The 19,108-nt window shown below is 72.3% G+C and carries 24 protein-coding genes; 15 read left to right on the top strand and 9 right to left on the bottom strand.

Annotation, left to right across the window (positions count from 1 at the left end; all coding sequences use genetic code 11):
- Positions 1-5: 5 nt before the first annotated feature.
- On the bottom strand, positions 6-743 hold the full coding sequence (locus AB4Z14_RS10870; protein ID WP_442275199.1) for a hypothetical protein: 738 nt from the start codon (positions 741-743) through the stop codon (positions 6-8).
- A 38-nt stretch (positions 744-781) separates the two neighbouring features.
- Positions 782-1,003, bottom strand: a complete 222-nt coding sequence (locus tag AB4Z14_RS10865) for a hypothetical protein (protein WP_442275198.1) — start codon at positions 1,001-1,003, stop codon at positions 782-784.
- 120 nt (positions 1,004-1,123) lie between these two features.
- Between AB4Z14_RS10865 and AB4Z14_RS10860 the strand changes: the two genes are divergently transcribed.
- Positions 1,124-1,468 (top strand): iron chaperone, encoded by a 345-nt coding sequence (locus tag AB4Z14_RS10860; protein ID WP_442275197.1) that lies wholly within the window; start codon positions 1,124-1,126, stop codon positions 1,466-1,468.
- On the opposite strand, the gene AB4Z14_RS10855 is transcribed toward AB4Z14_RS10860, so the two are convergent.
- From AB4Z14_RS10855 to AB4Z14_RS10835, 5 genes are all read right to left on the bottom strand, one after another.
- Positions 1,437-2,234 carry a M15 family metallopeptidase gene (locus AB4Z14_RS10855; RefSeq protein ID WP_442275196.1) on the bottom strand — a complete coding sequence of 266 codons (798 nt, stop codon included), beginning with the start codon at positions 2,232-2,234 and terminating at the stop codon, positions 1,437-1,439. The genes AB4Z14_RS10860 and AB4Z14_RS10855 overlap by 32 nt on opposite strands.
- Complete coding sequence (locus AB4Z14_RS10850; protein WP_442275195.1) at positions 2,231-3,343, bottom strand: D-alanine--D-alanine ligase family protein; 1,113 nt, start codon at positions 3,341-3,343, stop codon at positions 2,231-2,233. The genes AB4Z14_RS10855 and AB4Z14_RS10850 overlap by 4 nt, the downstream gene beginning before the upstream one ends.
- Positions 3,340-4,524 carry an alanine racemase gene (alr, locus tag AB4Z14_RS10845; RefSeq protein ID WP_442275194.1) on the bottom strand — a complete coding sequence of 395 codons (1,185 nt, stop codon included), beginning with the start codon at positions 4,522-4,524 and terminating at the stop codon, positions 3,340-3,342. Before alr ends, AB4Z14_RS10850 begins: the two co-directional genes overlap by 4 nt.
- A gap of 126 nt (positions 4,525-4,650) precedes the next feature.
- Positions 4,651-5,292, bottom strand: coding sequence for a response regulator (locus AB4Z14_RS10840; protein ID WP_442275384.1), 642 nt, complete (start codon positions 5,290-5,292; stop codon positions 4,651-4,653).
- An 8-nt stretch (positions 5,293-5,300) separates the two neighbouring features.
- On the bottom strand, positions 5,301-6,623 hold the full coding sequence (locus AB4Z14_RS10835) for a sensor histidine kinase (RefSeq protein WP_442275193.1): 1,323 nt from the start codon (positions 6,621-6,623) through the stop codon (positions 5,301-5,303).
- A 258-nt stretch (positions 6,624-6,881) separates the two neighbouring features.
- Between AB4Z14_RS10835 and infA the strand changes: the two genes are divergently transcribed.
- From infA to rplQ, 7 genes are all read left to right on the top strand, one after another.
- On the top strand, positions 6,882-7,103 hold the full coding sequence (gene infA, locus AB4Z14_RS10830; RefSeq protein WP_013493543.1) for a translation initiation factor IF-1: 222 nt from the start codon (positions 6,882-6,884) through the stop codon (positions 7,101-7,103).
- Positions 7,104-7,259: 156 nt separating this feature from the next.
- A complete protein-coding gene (gene rpmJ / locus AB4Z14_RS10825) occupies positions 7,260-7,373 on the top strand; it encodes a 50S ribosomal protein L36 (protein ID WP_006592630.1) in 114 nt (37 codons plus the stop codon).
- A 225-nt stretch (positions 7,374-7,598) separates the two neighbouring features.
- Positions 7,599-7,973 (top strand): 30S ribosomal protein S13, encoded by a 375-nt coding sequence (rpsM, locus tag AB4Z14_RS10820; RefSeq protein WP_020143209.1) that lies wholly within the window; start codon positions 7,599-7,601, stop codon positions 7,971-7,973.
- 56 nt (positions 7,974-8,029) lie between these two features.
- Positions 8,030-8,425, top strand: a complete 396-nt coding sequence (gene rpsK, locus AB4Z14_RS10815; RefSeq protein WP_020143208.1) for a 30S ribosomal protein S11 — start codon at positions 8,030-8,032, stop codon at positions 8,423-8,425.
- A 31-nt stretch (positions 8,426-8,456) separates the two neighbouring features.
- Positions 8,457-9,065 carry a 30S ribosomal protein S4 gene (gene rpsD / locus AB4Z14_RS10810; RefSeq protein WP_045191881.1) on the top strand — a complete coding sequence of 203 codons (609 nt, stop codon included), beginning with the start codon at positions 8,457-8,459 and terminating at the stop codon, positions 9,063-9,065.
- Between the two features lie 158 nt (positions 9,066-9,223).
- Positions 9,224-10,255, top strand: a complete 1,032-nt coding sequence (locus tag AB4Z14_RS10805) for a DNA-directed RNA polymerase subunit alpha (RefSeq protein ID WP_020143206.1) — start codon at positions 9,224-9,226, stop codon at positions 10,253-10,255.
- Between the two features lie 72 nt (positions 10,256-10,327).
- Positions 10,328-11,026: a 50S ribosomal protein L17, sunset domain variant gene (rplQ, locus tag AB4Z14_RS10800; protein WP_056771050.1), complete on the top strand. Its 699-nt coding sequence runs from the start codon at positions 10,328-10,330 to the stop codon at positions 11,024-11,026.
- An 81-nt stretch (positions 11,027-11,107) separates the two neighbouring features.
- On the opposite strand, the gene AB4Z14_RS10795 is transcribed toward rplQ, so the two are convergent.
- On the bottom strand, positions 11,108-11,653 hold the full coding sequence (locus AB4Z14_RS10795; protein ID WP_442275192.1) for an AMIN-like domain-containing (lipo)protein: 546 nt from the start codon (positions 11,651-11,653) through the stop codon (positions 11,108-11,110).
- A 127-nt stretch (positions 11,654-11,780) separates the two neighbouring features.
- Between AB4Z14_RS10795 and truA the strand changes: the two genes are divergently transcribed.
- From truA to AB4Z14_RS10765, 6 genes are all read left to right on the top strand, one after another.
- Complete coding sequence (gene truA, locus AB4Z14_RS10790) at positions 11,781-12,638, top strand: tRNA pseudouridine(38-40) synthase TruA (RefSeq protein WP_442275191.1); 858 nt, start codon at positions 11,781-11,783, stop codon at positions 12,636-12,638.
- Positions 12,639-12,700: 62 nt separating this feature from the next.
- Positions 12,701-13,309 carry a hypothetical protein gene (locus AB4Z14_RS10785; protein WP_442275190.1) on the top strand — a complete coding sequence of 203 codons (609 nt, stop codon included), beginning with the start codon at positions 12,701-12,703 and terminating at the stop codon, positions 13,307-13,309.
- A gap of 4 nt (positions 13,310-13,313) precedes the next feature.
- A complete protein-coding gene (locus tag AB4Z14_RS10780) occupies positions 13,314-13,952 on the top strand; it encodes a hypothetical protein (protein WP_442275189.1) in 639 nt (212 codons plus the stop codon).
- Positions 13,953-14,017: 65 nt separating this feature from the next.
- Positions 14,018-15,700, top strand: coding sequence for an ABC-F family ATP-binding cassette domain-containing protein (locus tag AB4Z14_RS10775; RefSeq protein WP_020143200.1), 1,683 nt, complete (start codon positions 14,018-14,020; stop codon positions 15,698-15,700).
- Between the two features lie 71 nt (positions 15,701-15,771).
- Positions 15,772-16,821: a nitronate monooxygenase gene (locus AB4Z14_RS10770; RefSeq protein ID WP_442275188.1), complete on the top strand. Its 1,050-nt coding sequence runs from the start codon at positions 15,772-15,774 to the stop codon at positions 16,819-16,821.
- A 169-nt stretch (positions 16,822-16,990) separates the two neighbouring features.
- Positions 16,991-17,521 (top strand): YbaK/EbsC family protein, encoded by a 531-nt coding sequence (locus AB4Z14_RS10765; protein WP_056772612.1) that lies wholly within the window; start codon positions 16,991-16,993, stop codon positions 17,519-17,521.
- Between the two features lie 8 nt (positions 17,522-17,529).
- On the opposite strand, the gene AB4Z14_RS10760 is transcribed toward AB4Z14_RS10765, so the two are convergent.
- Complete coding sequence (locus AB4Z14_RS10760; protein WP_020143197.1) at positions 17,530-17,811, bottom strand: WhiB family transcriptional regulator; 282 nt, start codon at positions 17,809-17,811, stop codon at positions 17,530-17,532.
- A 184-nt stretch (positions 17,812-17,995) separates the two neighbouring features.
- On the opposite strand from AB4Z14_RS10760, the gene AB4Z14_RS10755 reads away from it, so the two are divergent.
- On the top strand, positions 17,996-19,102 hold the full coding sequence (locus AB4Z14_RS10755; RefSeq protein WP_442275187.1) for a MerR family transcriptional regulator: 1,107 nt from the start codon (positions 17,996-17,998) through the stop codon (positions 19,100-19,102).
- The last annotated feature ends 6 nt before the right edge of the window (positions 19,103-19,108 follow it).

The raw sequence follows: 19,108 nt of genomic DNA, 5'->3' as shown, positions 1-19,108 counted from the left end.
GCGCTCTAGCGGCCGAGGCCCCCTGGCGTGCCGCCCACGTGGACGACCATCCGCTCGGCGACGACGCGCGCGTTCGCCCGGAGCACGTCGAGGGGGACCCGGGGGAGGTTCTCCTCCCAGTCGATGAGGGGTGACCCGCGGAACTGGAGCATGCGCGCGGGACGGCCGAGGAAGAACAGGTGCAGGTGCGCGCCGCCGTCGCCGTACTTCGCCAGCTGGACGCGGCCGACGCTCGGCACGTGCTCGACGGCGTCGGAGACCGCCACGACGAGCTGGCCCATCTCGGCGGCGAGGTCGCCCGGCAGGGAGGGCAGGTCGTGGTGCGCGAGTGGCATGAGCATGAGCATCACCGGCAGGCCGGTGTCGACGGAGAGCGTGAGGCGCCAGCGGGCGTTCGACCAGACGAGCCGGTCGTCGGCGTCCCCGAAGCCGTCGGCGCACCAGCAGTCGCGGGCCTGCTCGCCCCGCCGGGCCGGCTCCTCGTCGGCCGGAGGCTGCACCGGCTTGAGACGCAGGCCCTCGATCTCGTAGGGGTAGATGTCCCAGCCGGGCATCTCCTCGACCGCGACGGGAAGGCGACCGTCGTCGCCGGCCGCGGCCGCGATGCGCGCGAAGTAGTCCTCGACGCTCTCCGCCTCCGAGGGGGCCGTCACCCTTTCGGTGCGGTCGGGCGACGTCGCCCGGGCCTCCGACGGCGTGGAGGTGGCGGGTGGGACGTGGGCGTCAGCGCCGGGCTCGGTCACCCGGCCAGTATGCCGCTCCCACCCGCCTCGATCACGGGCTAGTTCGAGGGCTGGGGCGTCGAGCAGCCGATGCGCGGGTCGAGCCCGACGTAGTTGAGCGGGCCGGCGACGATCGTCACGGCCGTCGTGGCCAACCGGCTGCAGCTCGGGTCGGACGAGCCGAAGTAGCCGCGCTGGAAGGCGGCGAAGACGCCGATGAGGAGCCAGAGGAGCACGACGATGGTCGAGGTCCGCGTGCGCGTGCGGGTGCGAGCGCTCATGGATGGCCTTTCGTGGAGGGACGTCGTGACGACGGCCGTGGAGGGGTCGTCCACCCATACCCGGGCGAGCGGGTGCCTCGAACAGGCCCGTGGCGAGGACGATGGTGCCACCATGGCCGGGTGGGAACCATCGCTGACTACCTCGTCGGACTCGAGCCGGACCAGCGCGCAGCCCTGCAGCACGTCGTCGACGTCGCCCGGCGGGTGGCGCCGGACGCGGACGAGGGGACGAGCTACGGCATGCCGGCCCTGCGCCTCGCCGGTCGTCCGCTCCTCGGGATCACGGCCGCGGCCAGGCACCTGTCGGTCTTCCCGTTCAGCCCCGCCGTCGTCGAGGCCGTCGCACCCGACCTGACGGGGCACTCCCTGAGCAAGGGCACGATCCGTTTCAGCGTCGAGCGGCCGATCCCCGACGAGGTCCTCGAGCGCGTCGTCACCCTCCGCCGGGCCGAGCTCGAGGGCTGAGCGTCGCGGCAGCGTCCGAGGCGTGGTCCGGGGCAGCCACCGGTCCGTGGACCGCGAAGGGACTGCCTGTGACGTGGGCCCAGTAGCGGTCCCCGAACGACCAGTGCCACCACTCGGTCGGGTAGTTCACGAGGCCCGCCGGGACCAGGGCGCAGGCGAGCACGCGCCGCAGGTGGCGTGCCTCGTCGTCGAGACCCGGGGCGTCGAAGTAGCACGCCCCGCCGCTCTCCTCCGGGGTCGCGTCGACGGGACAGCCGAGGTCGAGCGGCCGGCCGTCGCCGTCGGCGAGCGTCACGTCGACGGCGGCCCCGCTGACGTGCGGCGCCGTGGCCGGTGGGGCGACGAACCTGCTCGTGAGCCGGTCGAGGGCGTGCGTGGCGATTCCGGGCCGCTCGGTCGCGAGACGGGCCCGGTACGCCGCATGGATCATCCGCTGGGTGCCCACCGGCCGCAGCCCCTCGACGACAAGCAGGCGCAGGGCGTCGGGGAGCAGGGTCTCCGCCTCCGCGAGACGCTCGGCCAGCGTGCGTCGGACCAGCCGGTGCGATCCGGGCCGTGCCCCCGGGACCGGGTCGGTCGATGTGGGCGGCAGGCCGAGACCGGGCGGCGGAGGCGGCGGCTGAGAACTGACCCGAAGCCCGACGCCGGCGAGGTCGACGAGAGGGGAGCCGTCCTCGACGACGGGGATGGCGCTGACCCTCGGGTCCGCGAGCAGCACCGGGCCGGTGGACCCGGTCGGCGCGACGTCGCTCGGCGACGCGCTCATACGACGACCACGCCGCGGGTCGCGTCGACCGGATGGCCGGTCGCTGAGACCGGTCGTGCCGCCGCCGTGCGCACGAGGACGTCGACGAGCTCCGGGTAGGTCAGACCGGCGGCGGCCCACATCCGCGGGAACTGCGAGGCCGGGGTGAAGCCCGGGAAGGTGTTGACCTCGTTGAGCACCGGTCCGTCCCGCCCCACGATGAAGTCGACGCGGGCGAGGCCCCGGCATCCGAGCGCCCGGTAGGCCGTGGTCGCGAGCCGCTCCAGGCGTCGGGTCTGCTCCGGGGGGAGCCCGGCGGGCACGGTGAACCGCGTCCCGGCACTGACGTACTTGGCGGTCTCGGTGAAGAACGGCTCGTCGGGGTCGCTCTCGACGAGCAGGGTCGGGCCGCACCGCACCTGCCCGTCGGGCAGCTCGAGGACCGGCACGTCGACCTCGAGCCCGGCCACCTCCGCCTCGACGATCACGGCGTCCGTCCCGCCCTCGAGCGCGGTCGACAGGGCCGTCGACAGTGCAGCCGACAGCGTCGCCGACAGCTCCGCAGCGAGGGCCCCTGGCCGCCCGCGGTGCGTGCGGTCGGCGACGACGTCGATCCGGGTGACCCCCACGCTCGACCCTCCGTGCACCGGCTTGACGAAGAGCGGGCCGAGCAGGCCCGCCGCGGTCACGTCGTCGACGAGCCGCTCGAGCTCACCGGCCGAACGCGTCGCGGCGACCGCCCGCTCGGAGGGCACGAGCAGGCCCGGTGCGACCGGCACCCCGGCCGCGGCCACGACGAGCTTCGTCAGCTGCTTGTCCAGGCAGACGGCGCTCGCCGCCACGGGCGAGCCGACGTAGGGCACGCCGAGGATCTCGAGGAACCCCTGGATGGTGCCGTCCTCGCCGACGACCCCGTGCAGCGCGGGCACCGCCACGTCACAGCCCAGCAGGGTCTCGGCGGCGTGCCGCACGCCCGAGCCGGTGCCGGTCCGCCACTCGCCCGACCGCTCGAGGAGGACGGGAACGACGTCGTGGCCGGCGCTGCGCAGGCCGGCGATGATCCCTTGACCGCTCGCGACGGACACGGCGTGCTCGGTGCTCGTGCCTCCGTGGATGACCGCGACCCTCATCGTTCCTCCATTCCGACGCGGGGCCGCTGGATGCCCGCGGCGAACCCGACGTGCCGGCGCTCGACGCGTGCGCCGATGCCCGTGTAGATCTCGTGCTCGTTGGTGCCGGCCCAGCGCGCCCAGTCCCGGGCGGTCGGCTCGCCGCGGTCGCCCGCTCCGAGGACGAGCACCTCGGCGCCGACCGGGACCGGCTCCGGGCCCAGGTCGACGACGACCTGGTCCATGCAGACCCGGCCGATGAGCGGGGCCCGTCGCCCGCCGACCCACACGCTCGCCCGCCCCGTCGCGGCGCGTGGCAACCCGTCGGCGTAGCCGAGCGGGACGAGTGCCAGATGGGTGTCGCGCGTCGTGCGGCCGACGTGGTCGTAGCCGACCCCGCGACCCGTCGCGACACGACGCACCTGCACGACCCGGGTGCGCAGGGTCAGCGCGGGGCTCAGTCCGTCGCCGATCCCGTAGATCCCGGCTCCGACCCGGACGAGGTCGTATGCCGTGTGGCGTGAGTTCGCCTGCACTGCAGCCGTGTTCGCGAGGTGGACGACCTCGGGGCGCAGTCCGGCGGCACGGGCGAGGTCGACGCCGACGCGGAACATGAGCAGCTGGCGGTGGGTCGCGACCGCGTCCGGCTCCCCGCCGTGCGACAGGTGGGACCACAGGCCGACCACCCGCACCCGACCGGCCGACTCCAGGGCCGCAGCGGCCGACACGAGCCCGGCCCAGTCCTCGCCGGGGCAGCCGCTGCGGTGCAGGCCGGTGTCGAGCTTGAGGTGGAGGCGGGGGCGTCCCGTCGCGCGGGCGACCGCTGCGAGGTCACCGGGGCTGCTCACCGAGAGGTCCACGTCTGCGGTGACCGCCTCCTCGGCGCGGGACGGCTCGAAGAGCCACGCGAGGACCGGCGCCGTGATGCCGGCCCGACGCAGCTCGAGCGCCTCGCCGACGCGGGTCACCCCGAGCCAGGACGCGCCGGCGGAGAGGCAGGTGCGGGCGACCGGCACGGCACCGTGCCCGAACGCGTCGGCCTTGACGACGGCCATGAGCCGGGTGCCGGCGGTCGCGCGGAGGGTGCGGACGTTCGCCGCGATTGCCCCGTGGTCGACGACGGCCTCGGCGAGCTCGCCGGCCATCGAGGTGGTCCCCGGGGGTGCGAGCGCGGCGGTGGCCGACGGGTCTGTCTCGATCATGACTCGACGCTAGGAGCGCGAGCCCGAGGCCGCATCGGGCCGTGGACCGAGCTCGGCATCCTCCTCCGGGAGGAGCGCGGCGCAGGCCCGGTGGAGAACGCGGCTGTGTCCGCGCCCTCGCCCGGCTCAGGACAGCGCCACGGCGCCCGTCTGGTAGGCCAGCACGACGAGCGCGACGCGGTCGCGGACACCGGTCTTGGCCAGGATGTGGCCGACGTGCGTCTTGACCGTCGTCTCGGACACGAAGAGCGCCTCGGCGATCTCGGAGTTCGTCAGGCCGTTGGCGATGGCCACCCAGACCTCGCGCTCCCGGTCGGTCAGGGCCGTCGTGCGGTCGAGGAGGGCCGGCGCCACGGGAGCGCTCCGGACGTACGTCTCGACGAGCCGGCGCGTCGTCGACGGCGCGATGACGGCGTCGCCGGCGTGCACCGTCCGGATCGCCGCGAGGAGGTCCTCGGCTGGCGCGTCCTTGAGGAGGAAGCCGGAGGCGCCGGCACGCAGGGCCGTGAAGGCGTACTCGTCGAGGTCGAAGGTCGTCAGCACGAGAACTCTCGTGGCGCAGTCGCGTTCGACGATCAGGCGGGTGGCCTCGATGCCGTCCATCCGTGGCATCCGGACGTCCATGAGGACGACGTCCACCGGCACCGTCGAGAGGGTGTCGAGGCACTGCTGCCCGTCGGCGCACTCGGCGACCACGACGAGGTCGGGCTGCGAGCGCACGAGCATGGCGAAGCCCGCCCGGACCAGCGCCTGGTCGTCGACGATCATGACGCGGATCACGGCGCGACCTCGATGGGTCGGGTCGCCCCGGCCGCGAGCCGGGGCAGTGTCGCCACGACGCGGTACCCCCCGCGAGGATCAGGTCCGGTGAGGAGCGAGCCGCCGAGCACCTCGACCCGCTCGGCCATGCCACGCAGGCCGTGGCCCGCACCGCCGTCGACGTCGCCCCCGCCGGCGCCGTCGTCGACGACCTCGACGACGACGCGGCTCGGTCCGACCGTCACGCTGACCCAGGCCGTCGCGTCCTCGCCGGCGTGCTTCATGACGTTCGTCAGGGCCTCCTGGACGATCCGGTATGCCGTCAGCCCGGTCGCGGCGTCACCCTCGGTCGCGTCGTGGGGCAGCAGCTCGCCCTCCTGGCGCAGGTGCACGACCCTCCCGCCCGCGGTGAGGCCCGCCACGAGCGTCTCGATGTCGGCCAGTCCCGGCTGCGGCGCCTCCGGGACGCCGGTCGTGTCGTCGCGGAGCACGCCCAGCAGCCGCCGCATCTCGGCCAACGAGGCCCGCCCGGTCGCGGCGATCGTCGCGAGCGCGGTCGTCGCGGCGTCCGGGTCAGAGGCGGCCGCGAAGCGCGCACCGTCGGCCTGCACGATCATGACCGAGAGTCCGTGCGCCACGACGTCGTGCATCTCGCGGGCGATCCGCTGCCGGTCGGCCAGGCCGTCAGCGCGGCTCACGGCAGCGCGCTCGGCCTGTTCGTGGGCGGCCGCGTCGGCCGCGTGCGACGCGGACTCGTCCTGGAGCGCGGCCCGCTCCCGGGCGGCGCGCACCTGGTCGGCCACGGCCCAGGTGAGCACGACGACGGCGGCACTGTTGAAGAGGAAGACGGCGACCCGGTCGGACAGGAAGGTCTCGAGGGGCGGGAGGAGGTAGCCGAAGCGGAGAAGGAGCAGCACGGTGGCGAGGCCGATCGAGCCGAGCGCCGCCGCGAGGGCCCACAGCCCGCCGCGCCGGTCGGTCCAGAGGGTGACGCCGAAGAGCGCGACCAGGGCCATGAGCACCGTCGGCAGCCCGAGCATGGCCCCGACGGCGTACAGCAGGTAGGCGAGCACCCCGCACGCCGCGAACGTCGCGCGAGGGAAGCGGGGGAGCAGGAGCAGGGCGAGGGCGCCGAGCCCGATGCCGACGTAGCCGAGGACCGCAGGCTGGTCCCGCACGTTGACCCACCAGGCGCTGCGGCCCAGCCCTGCGGCGACCGTGATCGACGTGACGAAGTAGAGCAAGGCGATGATCGCCCCGACGCGGTCGACGAGCGGCCGGGCCGCCCCGCCGGGTGCGGCCGGCGCAGCATCAGCCTGGGGTGCGGGCCGGACGGTCACGCGAGCACGCTACCCAAGGCGACGGCATACGGGATCCTCCCGTGGGAGGACCTTCCGCAGGGCCCCGACGGGGGTTGGTCCGGGTGGGTCGTCCCCCACGGCCACGATTTCGGGGAACGGGCCCCCGTGGCGTAGTCTTGTGCGTTGGGTGTCGTGTGCCTCGGCGCCTGAGTTCTCGCTGTGCGACGAGCACGGCACCCAGGCACGTCCCAAAGGCCGGTTCAGTCCGGGTCGGCCACCAACAGATAGACGGAGGATATGGCCAAGAAGGACGGTGTCATCGAGATCGAGGGCACGATCGTCGAGGCTCTCCCGAACGCGATGTTCCGGGTGGAGCTCTCCAACGGTCACAAGGTGCTCGCACACATCTCGGGCAAGATGCGACAGCACTACATCAGGATCCTCCCGGAGGACCGTGTGGTGGTCGAGCTCTCGCCCTATGACCTGACCCGCGGTCGGATCGTCTTCCGCTACCGCTGAGCACCAGGGTCCGGCCGCGACCGGTCCGCGAGAGCGGGCATGTCAGGCCGGGACGAGTGCGAGGCACCAACTCCCGATTACACAACCAAGCACCTGATCGTCACGTGCCCTCCGGGGCCCGCGGTGGCAGGCGCGCGATCTGAAGACAGCAGGCAGATGAAGGTTCAGCCGAGCGTCAAGAAGATCTGCGACAAGTGCAAGGTGATCCGCCGCAACGGTCGGGTCATGGTGATCTGCGAGAACCTGCGCCACAAGCAGCGCCAGGGCTGAGCAGAAGCACCACCCTCGCCGTCGACAGAACTTCGACAGCACGCAAGACAAGTGAATGAAAGCAGCACCCGGCCCCTGATGACCGACCGTCGTGTCGGCGCAGGACGTCACCCCCGGCACGGAGGCCGGGGACCGGTGGCCCGTCCTTCTGTGTGGCGGACCGTGACCCCGGATCGGTGCACTGCTCCAGACCTCCGCGTCACAGAAATCAGGAGACAAACCAACATGGCTCGTCTTGTTGGAGTCGACCTTCCGCGCGAGAAGCGCGTCGAGGTCGCACTGACCTACATCTTCGGTGTCGGTCGCACCCGTTCCAAGGAGGCGCTGGTTGCCACCGGCGTCGACCCCAACACCCGCGTCAAGGACCTCGGTGAGACCGAGCTCGTTGCGCTTCGTGACTTCCTCGAGGGCAACTACCGCCTCGAGGGTGACCTTCGCCGTGAGGTGCAGGCCGACATCCGCCGCAAGGTCGAGATCGGCTCCTACGAAGGTCTGCGTCACCGTCGTGGTCTGCCTGTGCGCGGTCAGCGCACCAAGACCAACGCGCGCACCCGCAAGGGCCCGAAGCGCACCGTGGCCGGCAAGAAGAAGGCCAAGTGACGCTGATCGCCTCGCGATCACGTCTCACCGACATTCAGTTCTGACGTAGGAGAAAAATGCCTCCCAAGGCTCGTGTGACGAAGGTTCGTCGCAAGGAGAAGAAGAACGTCGCCCACGGGCACGCTCACATCAAGAGCACGTTCAACAACACGATCATCTCGATCACGGACCCCACCGGCGCCGTGATCGCGTGGGCCTCTGCCGGCCAGGTCGGCTTCAAGGGCTCGCGCAAGTCCACCCCGTTCGCCGCCCAGATGGCCGCCGAGGCTGCTGCCCGCCGCGCCATGGAGCACGGCATGCGCAAGGTCGACGTCTTCGTCAAGGGCCCGGGCTCGGGCCGCGAGACGGCGATCCGTTCGCTCACCGCCACCGGCCTGGAGGTCGGCGCGATCAGCGACGTCACGCCCACGCCGCACAACGGTGTCCGCCCGCCCAAGCGCCGTCGCGTCTGATCCGGCCTGAGCGAGAGAGAGAACTAGAAACATGGCTCGTTACACCGGCCCGATCACCAAGAAGTCCCGCCGCCTCAAGATGGACCTCGTCGGCGGCGACAAGAACTTCGAGCTCCGTCCCTTCCCGCCCGGCCAGCACGGCCGTCGCCGGATCCAGGAGAAGGAGTACCTCACCCAGCTCCAGGAGAAGCAGCGCGCCCGCTTCCAGTACGGCGTCATGGAGAAGCAGTTCGTCCGCTACTACAAGGAAGCGGCGAAGCGCCCCGGCAAGACCGGTGAGAACCTCCTCCAGATCCTCGAGTCCCGTCTGGACAACGTGGTCTACCGCGCGGGCCTGGCCCGCACGCGTCGCCACGCCCGCCAGCTCGTGACGCACGGTCACTTCGAGGTCAACGGCGTGCGCGTCGACGTCCCGAGCTACCGCGTCGAGCAGTACGACATCATCACGGTTCGCAAGCAGTCCGTCGAGAGCTTCCCGTTCGAGCTGGCTCGCCAGACGTTCGGCGAGCGTCCCGTCCCGGCCTGGATGCAGGTCGTCGACGGCTCGCTGCAGATCCTCATCCACCAGCTCCCGGTGCGCGCGCAGATCGACTCGCAGCTGACCGAGCAGCTGATCGTCGAGCTCTACTCGAAGAACTGATCAAGGCCCCGTATGCCGTGAGGCCCGCTTCACGGCACACGGGGACCCTTGTGCCTGGGGTCGCGCTCGCAGACAGAGCCGAGCCGGCCCGCCCGGATCACGACCGGGCAGTTTCACGAGGCGTCATATGGCGGTCGCCCGTGGGAAGGAAATGAACAGTGCTCATCGCACAGCGTCCCGTGCTCTCCGAAGAGGTCGTGGTCGAGAACCGCAGCCGCTTCACCATCGAGCCGCTCGAGCCCGGCTTCGGCTACACGCTCGGCAACTCCCTCCGTCGCACCCTGCTCTCGAGCATCCCGGGCGCGGCGGTCACCTCCATCCGCATCGACGGCGTGCTCCACGAGTTCACGACCGTTCCGGGCGTGAAGGAGGACGTCACCGAGATGATCCTCAACATCAAGGGCCTCGTCGTCTCCTCGGAGCACGACGAGCCGGTCGTCATGTACCTGCGCAAGCAGGGTCCGGGTGCGGTCACCGCCGCCGACATCACGCCTCCGGCTGGTGTCGAGGTGCACAACCCCGACCTGCACATCGCGACGCTCAACGACAAGGGCAAGCTCGAGATGGAGCTGACCGTGGAGCGTGGCCGTGGCTACGTCTCGGCGCAGCAGAACAAGTCCGGTGACCAGGAGATCGGCCGTATCCCGGTCGACTCGATCTACAGCCCGGTGCTCACCGTGACCTACAAGGTCGAGGCGACCCGTGTCGAGCAGCGCACCGACTTCGACAAGCTCATCGTCGACGTCGAGACGAAGAACTCGATGACCCCGCGTGACGCCATGGCCTCGGCCGGCAAGACGCTGGTCGAGCTCTTCGGTCTGGCTCGCGAGCTCAACGTCGAGGCCGAGGGCATCGACATGGGCCCGTCGCCGACGGACGCCGCGCTCGCCGCCGACCTCGCCCTGCCGATCGAGGATCTCGACCTCACCGTTCGTTCCTACAACTGCCTCAAGCGCGAGGGCATCCACACCGTGGGTGAGCTCGTGGGCCGCAGCGAGGCCGACCTGCTCGACATCCGCAACTTCGGTGCGAAGTCGATCGACGAGGTCAAGGCCAAGCTCGTCGGCATGGGTCTGGCCCTCAAGGACAGCCCGCCCGGGTTCGACCCGTCTGCCCTCGTCGACGGCTACGGCGAGGACGACTACAGCGACGACGACGACCAGTCGTTCGTCGAGGACGAGCGTCTCTGACCAACCGCTTCTTGACCGAGCCCTCGGCGAACTGCTCGAGAACGGCCTGGTCGGACTTCTAGGAGAAACGAAATGCCCACCCCCACCAAGGGTCCCCGCGTCGGTGGCGGCCCCGCCCACGAGCGGCTGATCCTGGCCAACCTCGCGACGTCGCTCTTCGAGCACGACAAGATCACGACGACCGCGGCCAAGGCCAAGCGTCTGCGCCCGCTCGCCGAGCGTCTCATCACGTTCGCCAAGCGTGGCGACCTGCACGCCCGTCGCCGCGTCCTCACGGTCGTGCGCGACAAGGGTGTCGTCCACCGCCTGTTCGCCGAGATCGCCCCCGACATGGCGGCCCGCGACGGTGGCTACACCCGCATCACGAAGATCGCCGCCCGCAAGGGCGACAACGCCCCCATGGTCGTCATCGAGCTCGTCCGCGAGCCGCTGTCGGCCAAGAAGGCGACGGTCAAGGAGGCCGAGGCCGCCACGAAGCGCGCTGCGAAGCAGAGCGAGTCGAAGCAGGCCGCTGCCGAGACGAAGGCCGCTGAGGACGCCGAGAAGGCCGAGGCCACCGAGGCTGCTGTCGAGCTGCCGAAGGGCGCCGTCGCCGCGAACGAGGACGGCTCGTCGCCCGAGGACGGCTACACCGTCAAGGGCAACGCCGACTCCGGCAAGTACCACGAGGCCGACGGTCAGTGGTACGACCAGACGATCGCCGAGTTCTGGTTCAAGTCCGCCGAGGACGCCGAGGCCGCCGGCTTCACGAAGGCCGGCTCCGGCTCCTGAGCCACCTGAGCCACCCAGAGTGACCTCGCGCTCCGGCGCGACGAGAAGGGCCCCGCACCAGTGGTGCGGGGCCCTTCTCGTTCACCACCGGTGGGCGACGTCGACGACGAGACGGCGGCCACCGTCGGCGTCGGTCAGGACGAAGGCGCGCATCGGCAGCCGCGCCCGCACGCCGAGCCCGTAGTCGGTGTAGCCCTCGAAGCTGCCGACGCCCCGCAGCTGCCGGAAGGTGGTCCATCCGGAGAAGGTCGTCGTGGTCCGACCGAGGACCGATGGCGCGTCGACGGTGACCTGGATCTTCGCGCCACCGCTCACGGGCACGGGGAGGCCGCTGCCCGGCGCGATGACGGCGCCGACGTAGCGGACGTCGTAGCCGAGGGTGCCACGGCCACGGGCGAGGTCGATGACGAGCCGGTCGTAGCAGGCGTGCCGGCCGGCCCGGACCCCCGTGACGGCGCCGGTCCAGAGCTGGGTGGGGCTCGTCGCCTTCGCGCCGGATCCCCACGTGATGCCGCAGGAGGGCGCGGTCGAGGCGGTGGCGGGGGTGACGGTGCCGGCGGACGCGACCGGGGCGGTGAGTGCGGCCGCGCACGCGGCGACGAGGAGGCAGCGGGTGACGGTGTGCATGGAGGTTCCCCCTTCTGGCGGGCCCGGACCGGGTCGTCCGGTGTCCCACTCATAGGACGGGCAGGGCCCCGGCGCGGTTGACGGGCGCGCGTCACGGCCCCATCGGATCCCGTTAGGCTCGGGCGCCATGAGCGAGTCGAGCGGGTCCACGCTGCGCGTGCGCCTCGACCTGGCCTATGACGGGACAGCCTTCTCGGGGTGGGCCGCCCAGCCGGCGCTGCGCACGGTGCAGGGCGAGCTGACCGCTGCCCTGTCGACGGTGCTGCGCAGCGCTGAGCCCGTCCGGGTCACCGTGGCCGGCCGCACCGATGCCGGCGTCCACGCGCGCGGTCAGGTCGCCCACGTCGACCTCGACGCCCACGCCTGGGCCGCCCTGCCGGGTCGCTCCGACCGGGAGCCGGGGGTCGCCCTCGTCAGTCGTCTCGGGGGCCTGCTGGGCACGGACGTCGTCGTGCGCCGTGCGGTGGCGGCCCCCCTTGGCTTCGACGCACGCTTCTCAGCCGTCGAGCGGCGCTACCTCTACCGCCTCGCCGACCCCGACGCGGACCGTGACCCGCTGCGACGCCACGACACGGTCTGGTGGCGCCGGCCCCTCGACGTTGCGGCCATGGACGAGGCGTCGCGCTCGCTCGTCGGGCTGCGCGACTTCGCTGCGTTCTGCAAGCAGCGGGAGGGTGCGACGACCGTGCGAACGCTGCTCGACTTCTCATGGGTCCGCCTTGCCGACGGCGTGCTCGCCGCCACGGTGCGGGCCGACGCGTTCTGCCACTCGATGGTGCGGTCGCTCGTCGGTGCCGTCGTGCCCGTCGGCGAGGGCCGTCGCGCTGTGGACTGGCCGCGGGCGCTCCGGGACCGGGCCGAGCGCACCGCGGGAATCCACGTCATGCCGCCGCACGGCCTCAGCCTCGAGGAGGTCGTCTACCCGGACGACGACGGCCTGGCGGCGCGGGCCGTGGCCACGCGGGCACGCCGTTCTGCCGTCTGAGCGGTGTCTCAGGCCCGAGACCGGACCGGCGGTCACCAGCCACCTGTGGTTGGATCGTCCGCATGAAGGCCCGCCCCACCCGTGTCGTCTCGGTGGGCGTCCTCACCTGCGCCCTGGTGCTCACGGGCTGTTCGAAGGACACCACCGCCTCGCCACCGGCGAGCAGCCCCGCCTCCGCGTCGGGTGCGACGTCCACGGCGACCGGCTCGGCCGCGACGGCAGCGGGCGACGAGGTCCGGGGCCGCTCGGGTGCCTTCACCGTGGTGCCTCCGGAGGGGTGGACCGAGGCGACCGACAAGGCCACCGGCGTGGCCGACATCGACCTCGTGCTCCTCTCGTCCAAGAAGGTCGGTGCCTTCGCCAACAACCTCGTGGTCACCTCGGCCGCCGGCGACCAGTCGGTCCTCGACGACGAGCTGGCCAAGGGCCGCCAGCAGCTCGGTGCTGCCGGACGCACCGTGTCCTCGGCTCCCGGCAAGAGCGTGTCGGGCTCCGCGGCCGCCGGCTTCACGACGACCTTCGAACAGCAGGGCATCAAGGTGCTCGCCCGCTCCTACGGCGTCTCGCGCGGCGGCCGCATCTACCTGCTCACCCTCAGCTCCTCCCAGGCCGACGCGACGCACGCGATGGCCGAGTTCGACGAGCTCCTCTCGACCTGGGCGTGGACGTAGCCCCATGGCATCTCGCGTGAGGACGTCGGCGGCACTGCTTCCGGCGATCGCCCTGGTCGTGGCCCCGTGCCTCGCCGGCTGCTCCGCCGACCCAGCCCCGGTGGCGCCGACGCCGACCGACGTCGGCGTCGTCCACCTGCCGACGTCAGCGGCGCCGACGACCGACAGCGGCGGCCACCGCATCGAGTCGCTCCCCGCCGCGGTCGGCCCGGTGGCCATGACCGAGGACCGCGTCCGCGGCGTGGACTACAGCTACCTCCAGCCCGCCGGGTGGAGCCGGGCCGAGCGCGACCTCGACCCGCCGCCGGACACCCTCGTGCAGCCCGACGACGACGGTGTGCCGGCGTTCATCGCGGTCGAGCGCCCGATCAAGGTGGGCTCGCACTCGCTGGCAGAGGTCGTCGACGGGATCCGTCAGGGCTTCGAGGCCAAGGGCCTGACGCCCATGGCGGCCCCCGAGCGCGAGATCGCCGGCTACCGGGCGATGGGCATCGTCGTCGACCAGTCGGAGCAGGTGCGCCACGTCTACTACGTCGTCGCCTACACCGAGCAGGCCTTCGCGATCCGGCTCACCTACGACCCTGCCCACCCGGAGGCGCTCGACGTCTACCGCGCCGTGCTCGACTCCTGGGCGTGGGGGTGACGCGTGCGCGACCGGATGCTTAACCGGGTGACGCGGCCACACGGCATACGTCAGGCTTGACTCTCGTGGGCCATGTCGACGTCAACTCCGTCTCGTTCAGCCTGCCTGACGGCAGGCCGCTGCTCAACGACGTCTCCGTGCGGGTCGGGGAGGGCGCCAAGGTCGCGCTCATCGGCCCCAACGGGACCGGGAAGACGACGCTGACGCGGATCATCGCGGGCGACATCGCGGCCCATGAGGGCGCGGTGACGCGCTCGGGCGGTCTGGGCGTCATGCGCCAGTTCATCGGCAAGGTGCGCGACGACACGACCGTGCGCGACCTGCTCGTCTCGGTGGCGCCCGACCGCATCCGCGCCGCCGCCGAGGAGATCGACCGCAGCGAGCTGCTCATGATGGAGCGCGACTCCGAGGACGACCAGATGGCCTATGCCCACGCGCTCGTCGAGTGGGGCGAGGCGGGTGGCTACGAGCAGGAGACGCTCTGGGACCAGTGCACCGTCGCGGCCCTCGGCATCCCCTACGAGCAGGCGCAGTGGCGCACGGTCACGACGCTCTCCGGCGGTGAGCAGAAGCGGCTCGTGCTCGAGGCGCTGCTGCGCGGACCCGAGGAGGTGCTGCTCCTCGACGAGCCCGACAACTACCTCGACGTGCCGACGAAGCGCTGGCTCGAGGAGGCGCTCGTCGCCTCGCCCAAGACGGTGCTCTTCATCAGCCACGACCGCGAGCTGCTCGACCGGGTCGCCACCCGCGTTGCGACGCTCGAGCCCGGAGCCGCCGGCGCCACCCTCTGGGTGCACCCCGGCCGTTTCGCGACCTACGCCCAGGCCCGCACCGACCGCAACGACCGCCTCGAGGAGCTGCGCCGGCGCTGGGACGAGGAGCACGTCAAGCTCAAGACCCTCGTGCAGACGCTCAAGGTCAAGGCCAAGTTCAACGACGGCATGGCCTCGCGCTACCAGGCCGCGCAGACCCGTCTTGCGAAGTTCGAGCAGGCCGGCCCGCCCGAAGAGACGCCGATGACGCAGTCGGTCAAGATGCGCCTCACCGGGGGTCGCACGGCCAAGCGGGCCATCGTCGCGACGGGGCTCGAGCTGACCGGCCTGATGAAGCCCTTCGACCTCGAGGTCTGGTACGGCGAGCGCGTCGCGATCCTCGGTAGCAACGGCTCGGGCAAGTCGCACTTCCTGCGGCTGCTCGCGTGCGGTGGCACCGATCCCGAGCGCGAGCACCAGCCCGTCGGCGACGTGCGTCCGGTGCCCGTCGATCACTCCGGCGTCGTGCGGCTGGGGTCGCGCGTGCGTCCGGGATGGTTCGCGCAGACGCACGAGCACCCCTCGCTCATGGGACGCACGCTGCTCGAGATCCTGCACCGGGGTGACGAGCACCGCGAGGGGCGCCCGCGCGAGCAGGCCGCCCGCGCGCTCGACCGCTACGAGCTGGCACGCTCGGGCGAGCAGAAGTTCGAGTCGCTGTCGGGCGGGCAGCAGGCCCGCTTCCAGATCCTGCTGCTCGAGCTCTCGGGCGCGACGATGCTGCTGCTCGACGAGCCCACCGACAACCTCGACCTCCAGTCGGCCGAGGCGCTCGAGGAGGGGCTCGACCGCTTCGAGGGGACCGTCGTGGCCGTGACCCACGACCGGTGGTTCGCGCGCGGCTTCGACCGCTTCCTCGTCTTCGGCGCCGACGGCCGCGTCTACGAGTCGACCGAGCCGGTGTGGGACGAGGGGCGGGTCGTCCGGCCGCGGTGACCCAGCCCACACTCCCCACGCCGGCCGCACGGCCCGGTGCCGCGGGCGGGGGAGCGGAGTAGCGTCGGGGCATGCTGCTGCGAACGCTCGAGACCGGTGTCGTCGGCGCCCCGATGGCGGGAGGCCCGACCTCTCCCGAGCTCGTCGCCGCGGTCGGCGAAGCCGGTGGTCTGGGCTTCCTCGCTGCCGGATACCTCACCGCACCTCAGCTCGCCTCGGCGATCGCCGAGGTGTGGGACGCGAGCTCGCGCCCCTTCGGCGTCAACCTCTTCGTGCCCGCCCAGGCGAACGCGTATGCCGTCGGGCCGGGGGAGCTGACCGGCGCCGAGCGCGCGGATGCGGTGGCCGCCTACCGCGAGACGCTGGGCGACGACGCGCGGTCCGTCGGCGTGGAGCCCGGTGAGCCGAGACCCGGCGACGACGACGACTGGGAACGCAAGCTCGACCTCGTCGTGCGGGAGCGAGTTCCCTTGGTGTCCTTCACGTTCGGGCTGCCGAGCACGGCGGTGCTCGGTGAGCTGCGCCGCGCCGGCATCGAGACCGTCGCCACGGTCACCGACGTCGACGAGGCGGCAGCGGCCCTCGGTGCCGGCGTCGACGGGCTCTGTCTCCAAGGACCGGAGGGCGGCGGACACCGTGGCACCCTCGATCCGGCCAAGGAGCCGTCGGCCTCCGACCTGCTCGACCTCGTCGCCGCCGTGCGGTTGCAGACGGACGTGCCGATCGTCGCCGCCGGCGGGATCTCGACCCCGGAGCGGGCCGCGCAGGTGCGGGCCGCCGGGGCTGACGCCGTCCAGGTCGGGACCGCCCTGCTCCTCACTCCTGAGGCCGGGACCGGCCTCGCCTACCGCCGCGCCCTCGCCGACCCTTCCTACGAGCGCACCGCCGTGACGCGGGCCTACTCGGGCCGCCTCGCCCGCGGTCTCGAGACCGAGTTCCTGCGTCGGCACGACGGCCACGCCCCGGCCGCCTACCCGGAGGTCCACCACCTCACGGTGCCGTTGCGGCGGGCGTCGGCACGGGCGGAGCGCTCGGACCTGCTCGCCCTGTGGGCCGGCTCGGGCTGGAGGTCGGCGCGGCCGGTGCCCGCGGCCACGGTCGTCGCCGAGCTCTCGCACTGACCCGGGCGTCGGCCGCGTGAGAGCGCCGGTTTCGAGTTGCGAGGGACCGGCCGCGGCGGTTGACGTGCCGCACGTTCTTGCAGTTGTGCGCAGACCGTATGCCGTCGGGCGGGCCGACGGCATACGGGCCCTCTGGGCGGTGCGGAATCGGGCGGCATACGCTCGGGCCATGCCGAGCGCCGAAGGAAACCTGACGTGGGTGGCCGCCTCCGAGCGCCCCGACCTGCTCGCCCCGCCCGTCGCGGCGGCACTCGAGCACGTGCCGGGGGTCCGGGTCGCCCCGATCGACGCCACGCTCGCCGACACGGCGGCCTTCTGCGAGGCCTACGACGTCGCGCCCGAGGCGTCGGCCAACTGCGTCGTCGTCGAGGCACGCCGCGGTGACGACACGACCCTCGCGGCCGTCATGGTGCTCGCGACCGACCGGGCCGACATCAACCGCGTCGTGCGCAAGCACCTCGGCGCCCGCAAGATCTCCTTCGCCGACCAGGCGAAGGCCCAGGAGCTGACCGGGATGCAGCAGGGTGGCATCACGCCGGTCGGGCTGCCGGCGGGCTGGCCGGTGCTCGTCGACGAAGCCGTCGTCGCGGCAGGTCCGGTCGTCATCGGCGCCGGCGTCCGCGGCGCGAAGCTGCTGCTCGACGGGGCGTCCCTCGCCGGACTGCCGACGGCACAGGTCATCGCCCTCGCCGTGCGCTGACGGCTCGGTCAGCCGGCGACGTCCCAGAGCATCTGGGCGCGTTCGGTCGGCGTCGTGCCGCCCCAGATGCCGAAGGTCTCGGGAACCCGGAGCGCGTGGTCGAGGCACCGCTCACGGACGGGGCACGAGGCGCACACCATGCGGGCGGCCTCGGTCTGCTCGCGGCGCTCGCGCTGGTCGAGCTCCTGGTCGTCGGCGAAGAACTGCTCGACGGCCTTGGTGCGGCAACGACCCTGCTCCTGCCACTCGTACGAGGAGTAGGTGGGGCGCGGAAGGCGAGTGATCGTCATGGCTTCCTCCGTCGGTCCGGTCGAGCGATCTGATGCAGAACCTACGCAGAACTTATGCATTGCACAAGAGGTCTGCATAAGTTTATGATCCGGGGAGCCCGATCGGCGCTGGAGCGGTCCATGACGGGAATCTCGGACCGCTCCGCCCGACGCGGGTGACCAACGTGAAACGGTGATGATCGACATGAACCCGCAGCCGGCAGCCTCGAGGGAGCCTGGCCAGACGGAGCCTGACCACCCCGAGCCGGGGGAGCGGGCGCCCGAGCTGGGCTGGCCCGTGGGAGTCGTGTCCGAGCGACTCGCCATCGCCGCGCCGACGCTCCGGTCCTGGGATCGCCGCCACGGCATCGGGCCGAGCCTGAGGACCCGGGGCAACCACCGCCGGTACACCGAGCTCGACATCCGGCGCGTGCTGCTGATGTCCCGCCTGACCGCCCAGGGGGTGCCCGCGCAGAGCGCCGCGGACTCGGTGCTCGCGATGGACTCACAGGCGATCGCCGAACGTCTCGAGGGGGACCGCGGGTTCGCAGCACCGGGCGAGGGGGACGGGCTGGGTCGCGTGCCCGGCGGGTCCCGTGGGCCCGGTGAGCCCGGTGAGCCCCGTGAGCCCGGTGTCGGTGGTGCGCGCGCCGGTGAGGTGGAGGGCTCCGAGCAGGATGCGACCGACCTCGTCGAGGCCATCGTGGGCGCGGCCCGGGCTCTCGACCCCCGCACCATGGCGCTGCTCTACCGCCAGGTCATGCGCCGTCGCGACGTCGGTCGGGCCTGGGTCGAGGTCTTTGCGCCGGCACTGCGCCGCGTCGGTGACCTCTGGGAGGAGGGCCGGCTCGGGGTGCAGTCCGAGCACCTGACGAGCGAGCTGCTCCAGTCCGAGCTGCGCGCGGTCGTGCGGGCCAACCGGCTCCGGGTCGCAGGTCTGCCCGTCGTGCTGGCCAGCGCCGACGACGAGCAGCACCACCTCCCGCTGCTCGCGCTCGAGGCCGAGCTAGCGCGCCACGGGGTGGCGAGCCTCTTCCTCGGCCCGCGCGTGCCGTCCGACGCCCTCGTGTCGGCGCTGCGTGAGTCGCAGCCGCGGGCCGTCTTCCTCTGGGCCTCGCTCGCGCGCCCGCAGGCCGAGCCGTTCTGGCGCGACCTCGAGATCATCGACTGGCCGCTCGAGGTCGTCATCGGCGGGCCCGGCTGGCCCGACGGGATCGCCGTGCCCGAGGGGCCGGTGACCGTGACGCGAGTTGCTGACTTCGGCGCGGCCGTGACGGCCCTCGTACCGCGCCCGGGTGCCTCGGTGGGCTGATCTGCT

Origin of the sequence: Terrabacter sp. 2TAF16 (genome assembly GCF_052115065.1) — a bacterium.
Lineage (GTDB): Bacteria > Actinomycetota > Actinomycetes > Actinomycetales > Dermatophilaceae > Terrabacter.
This window is presented reverse-complemented; position numbering and strand designations above follow the sequence as displayed.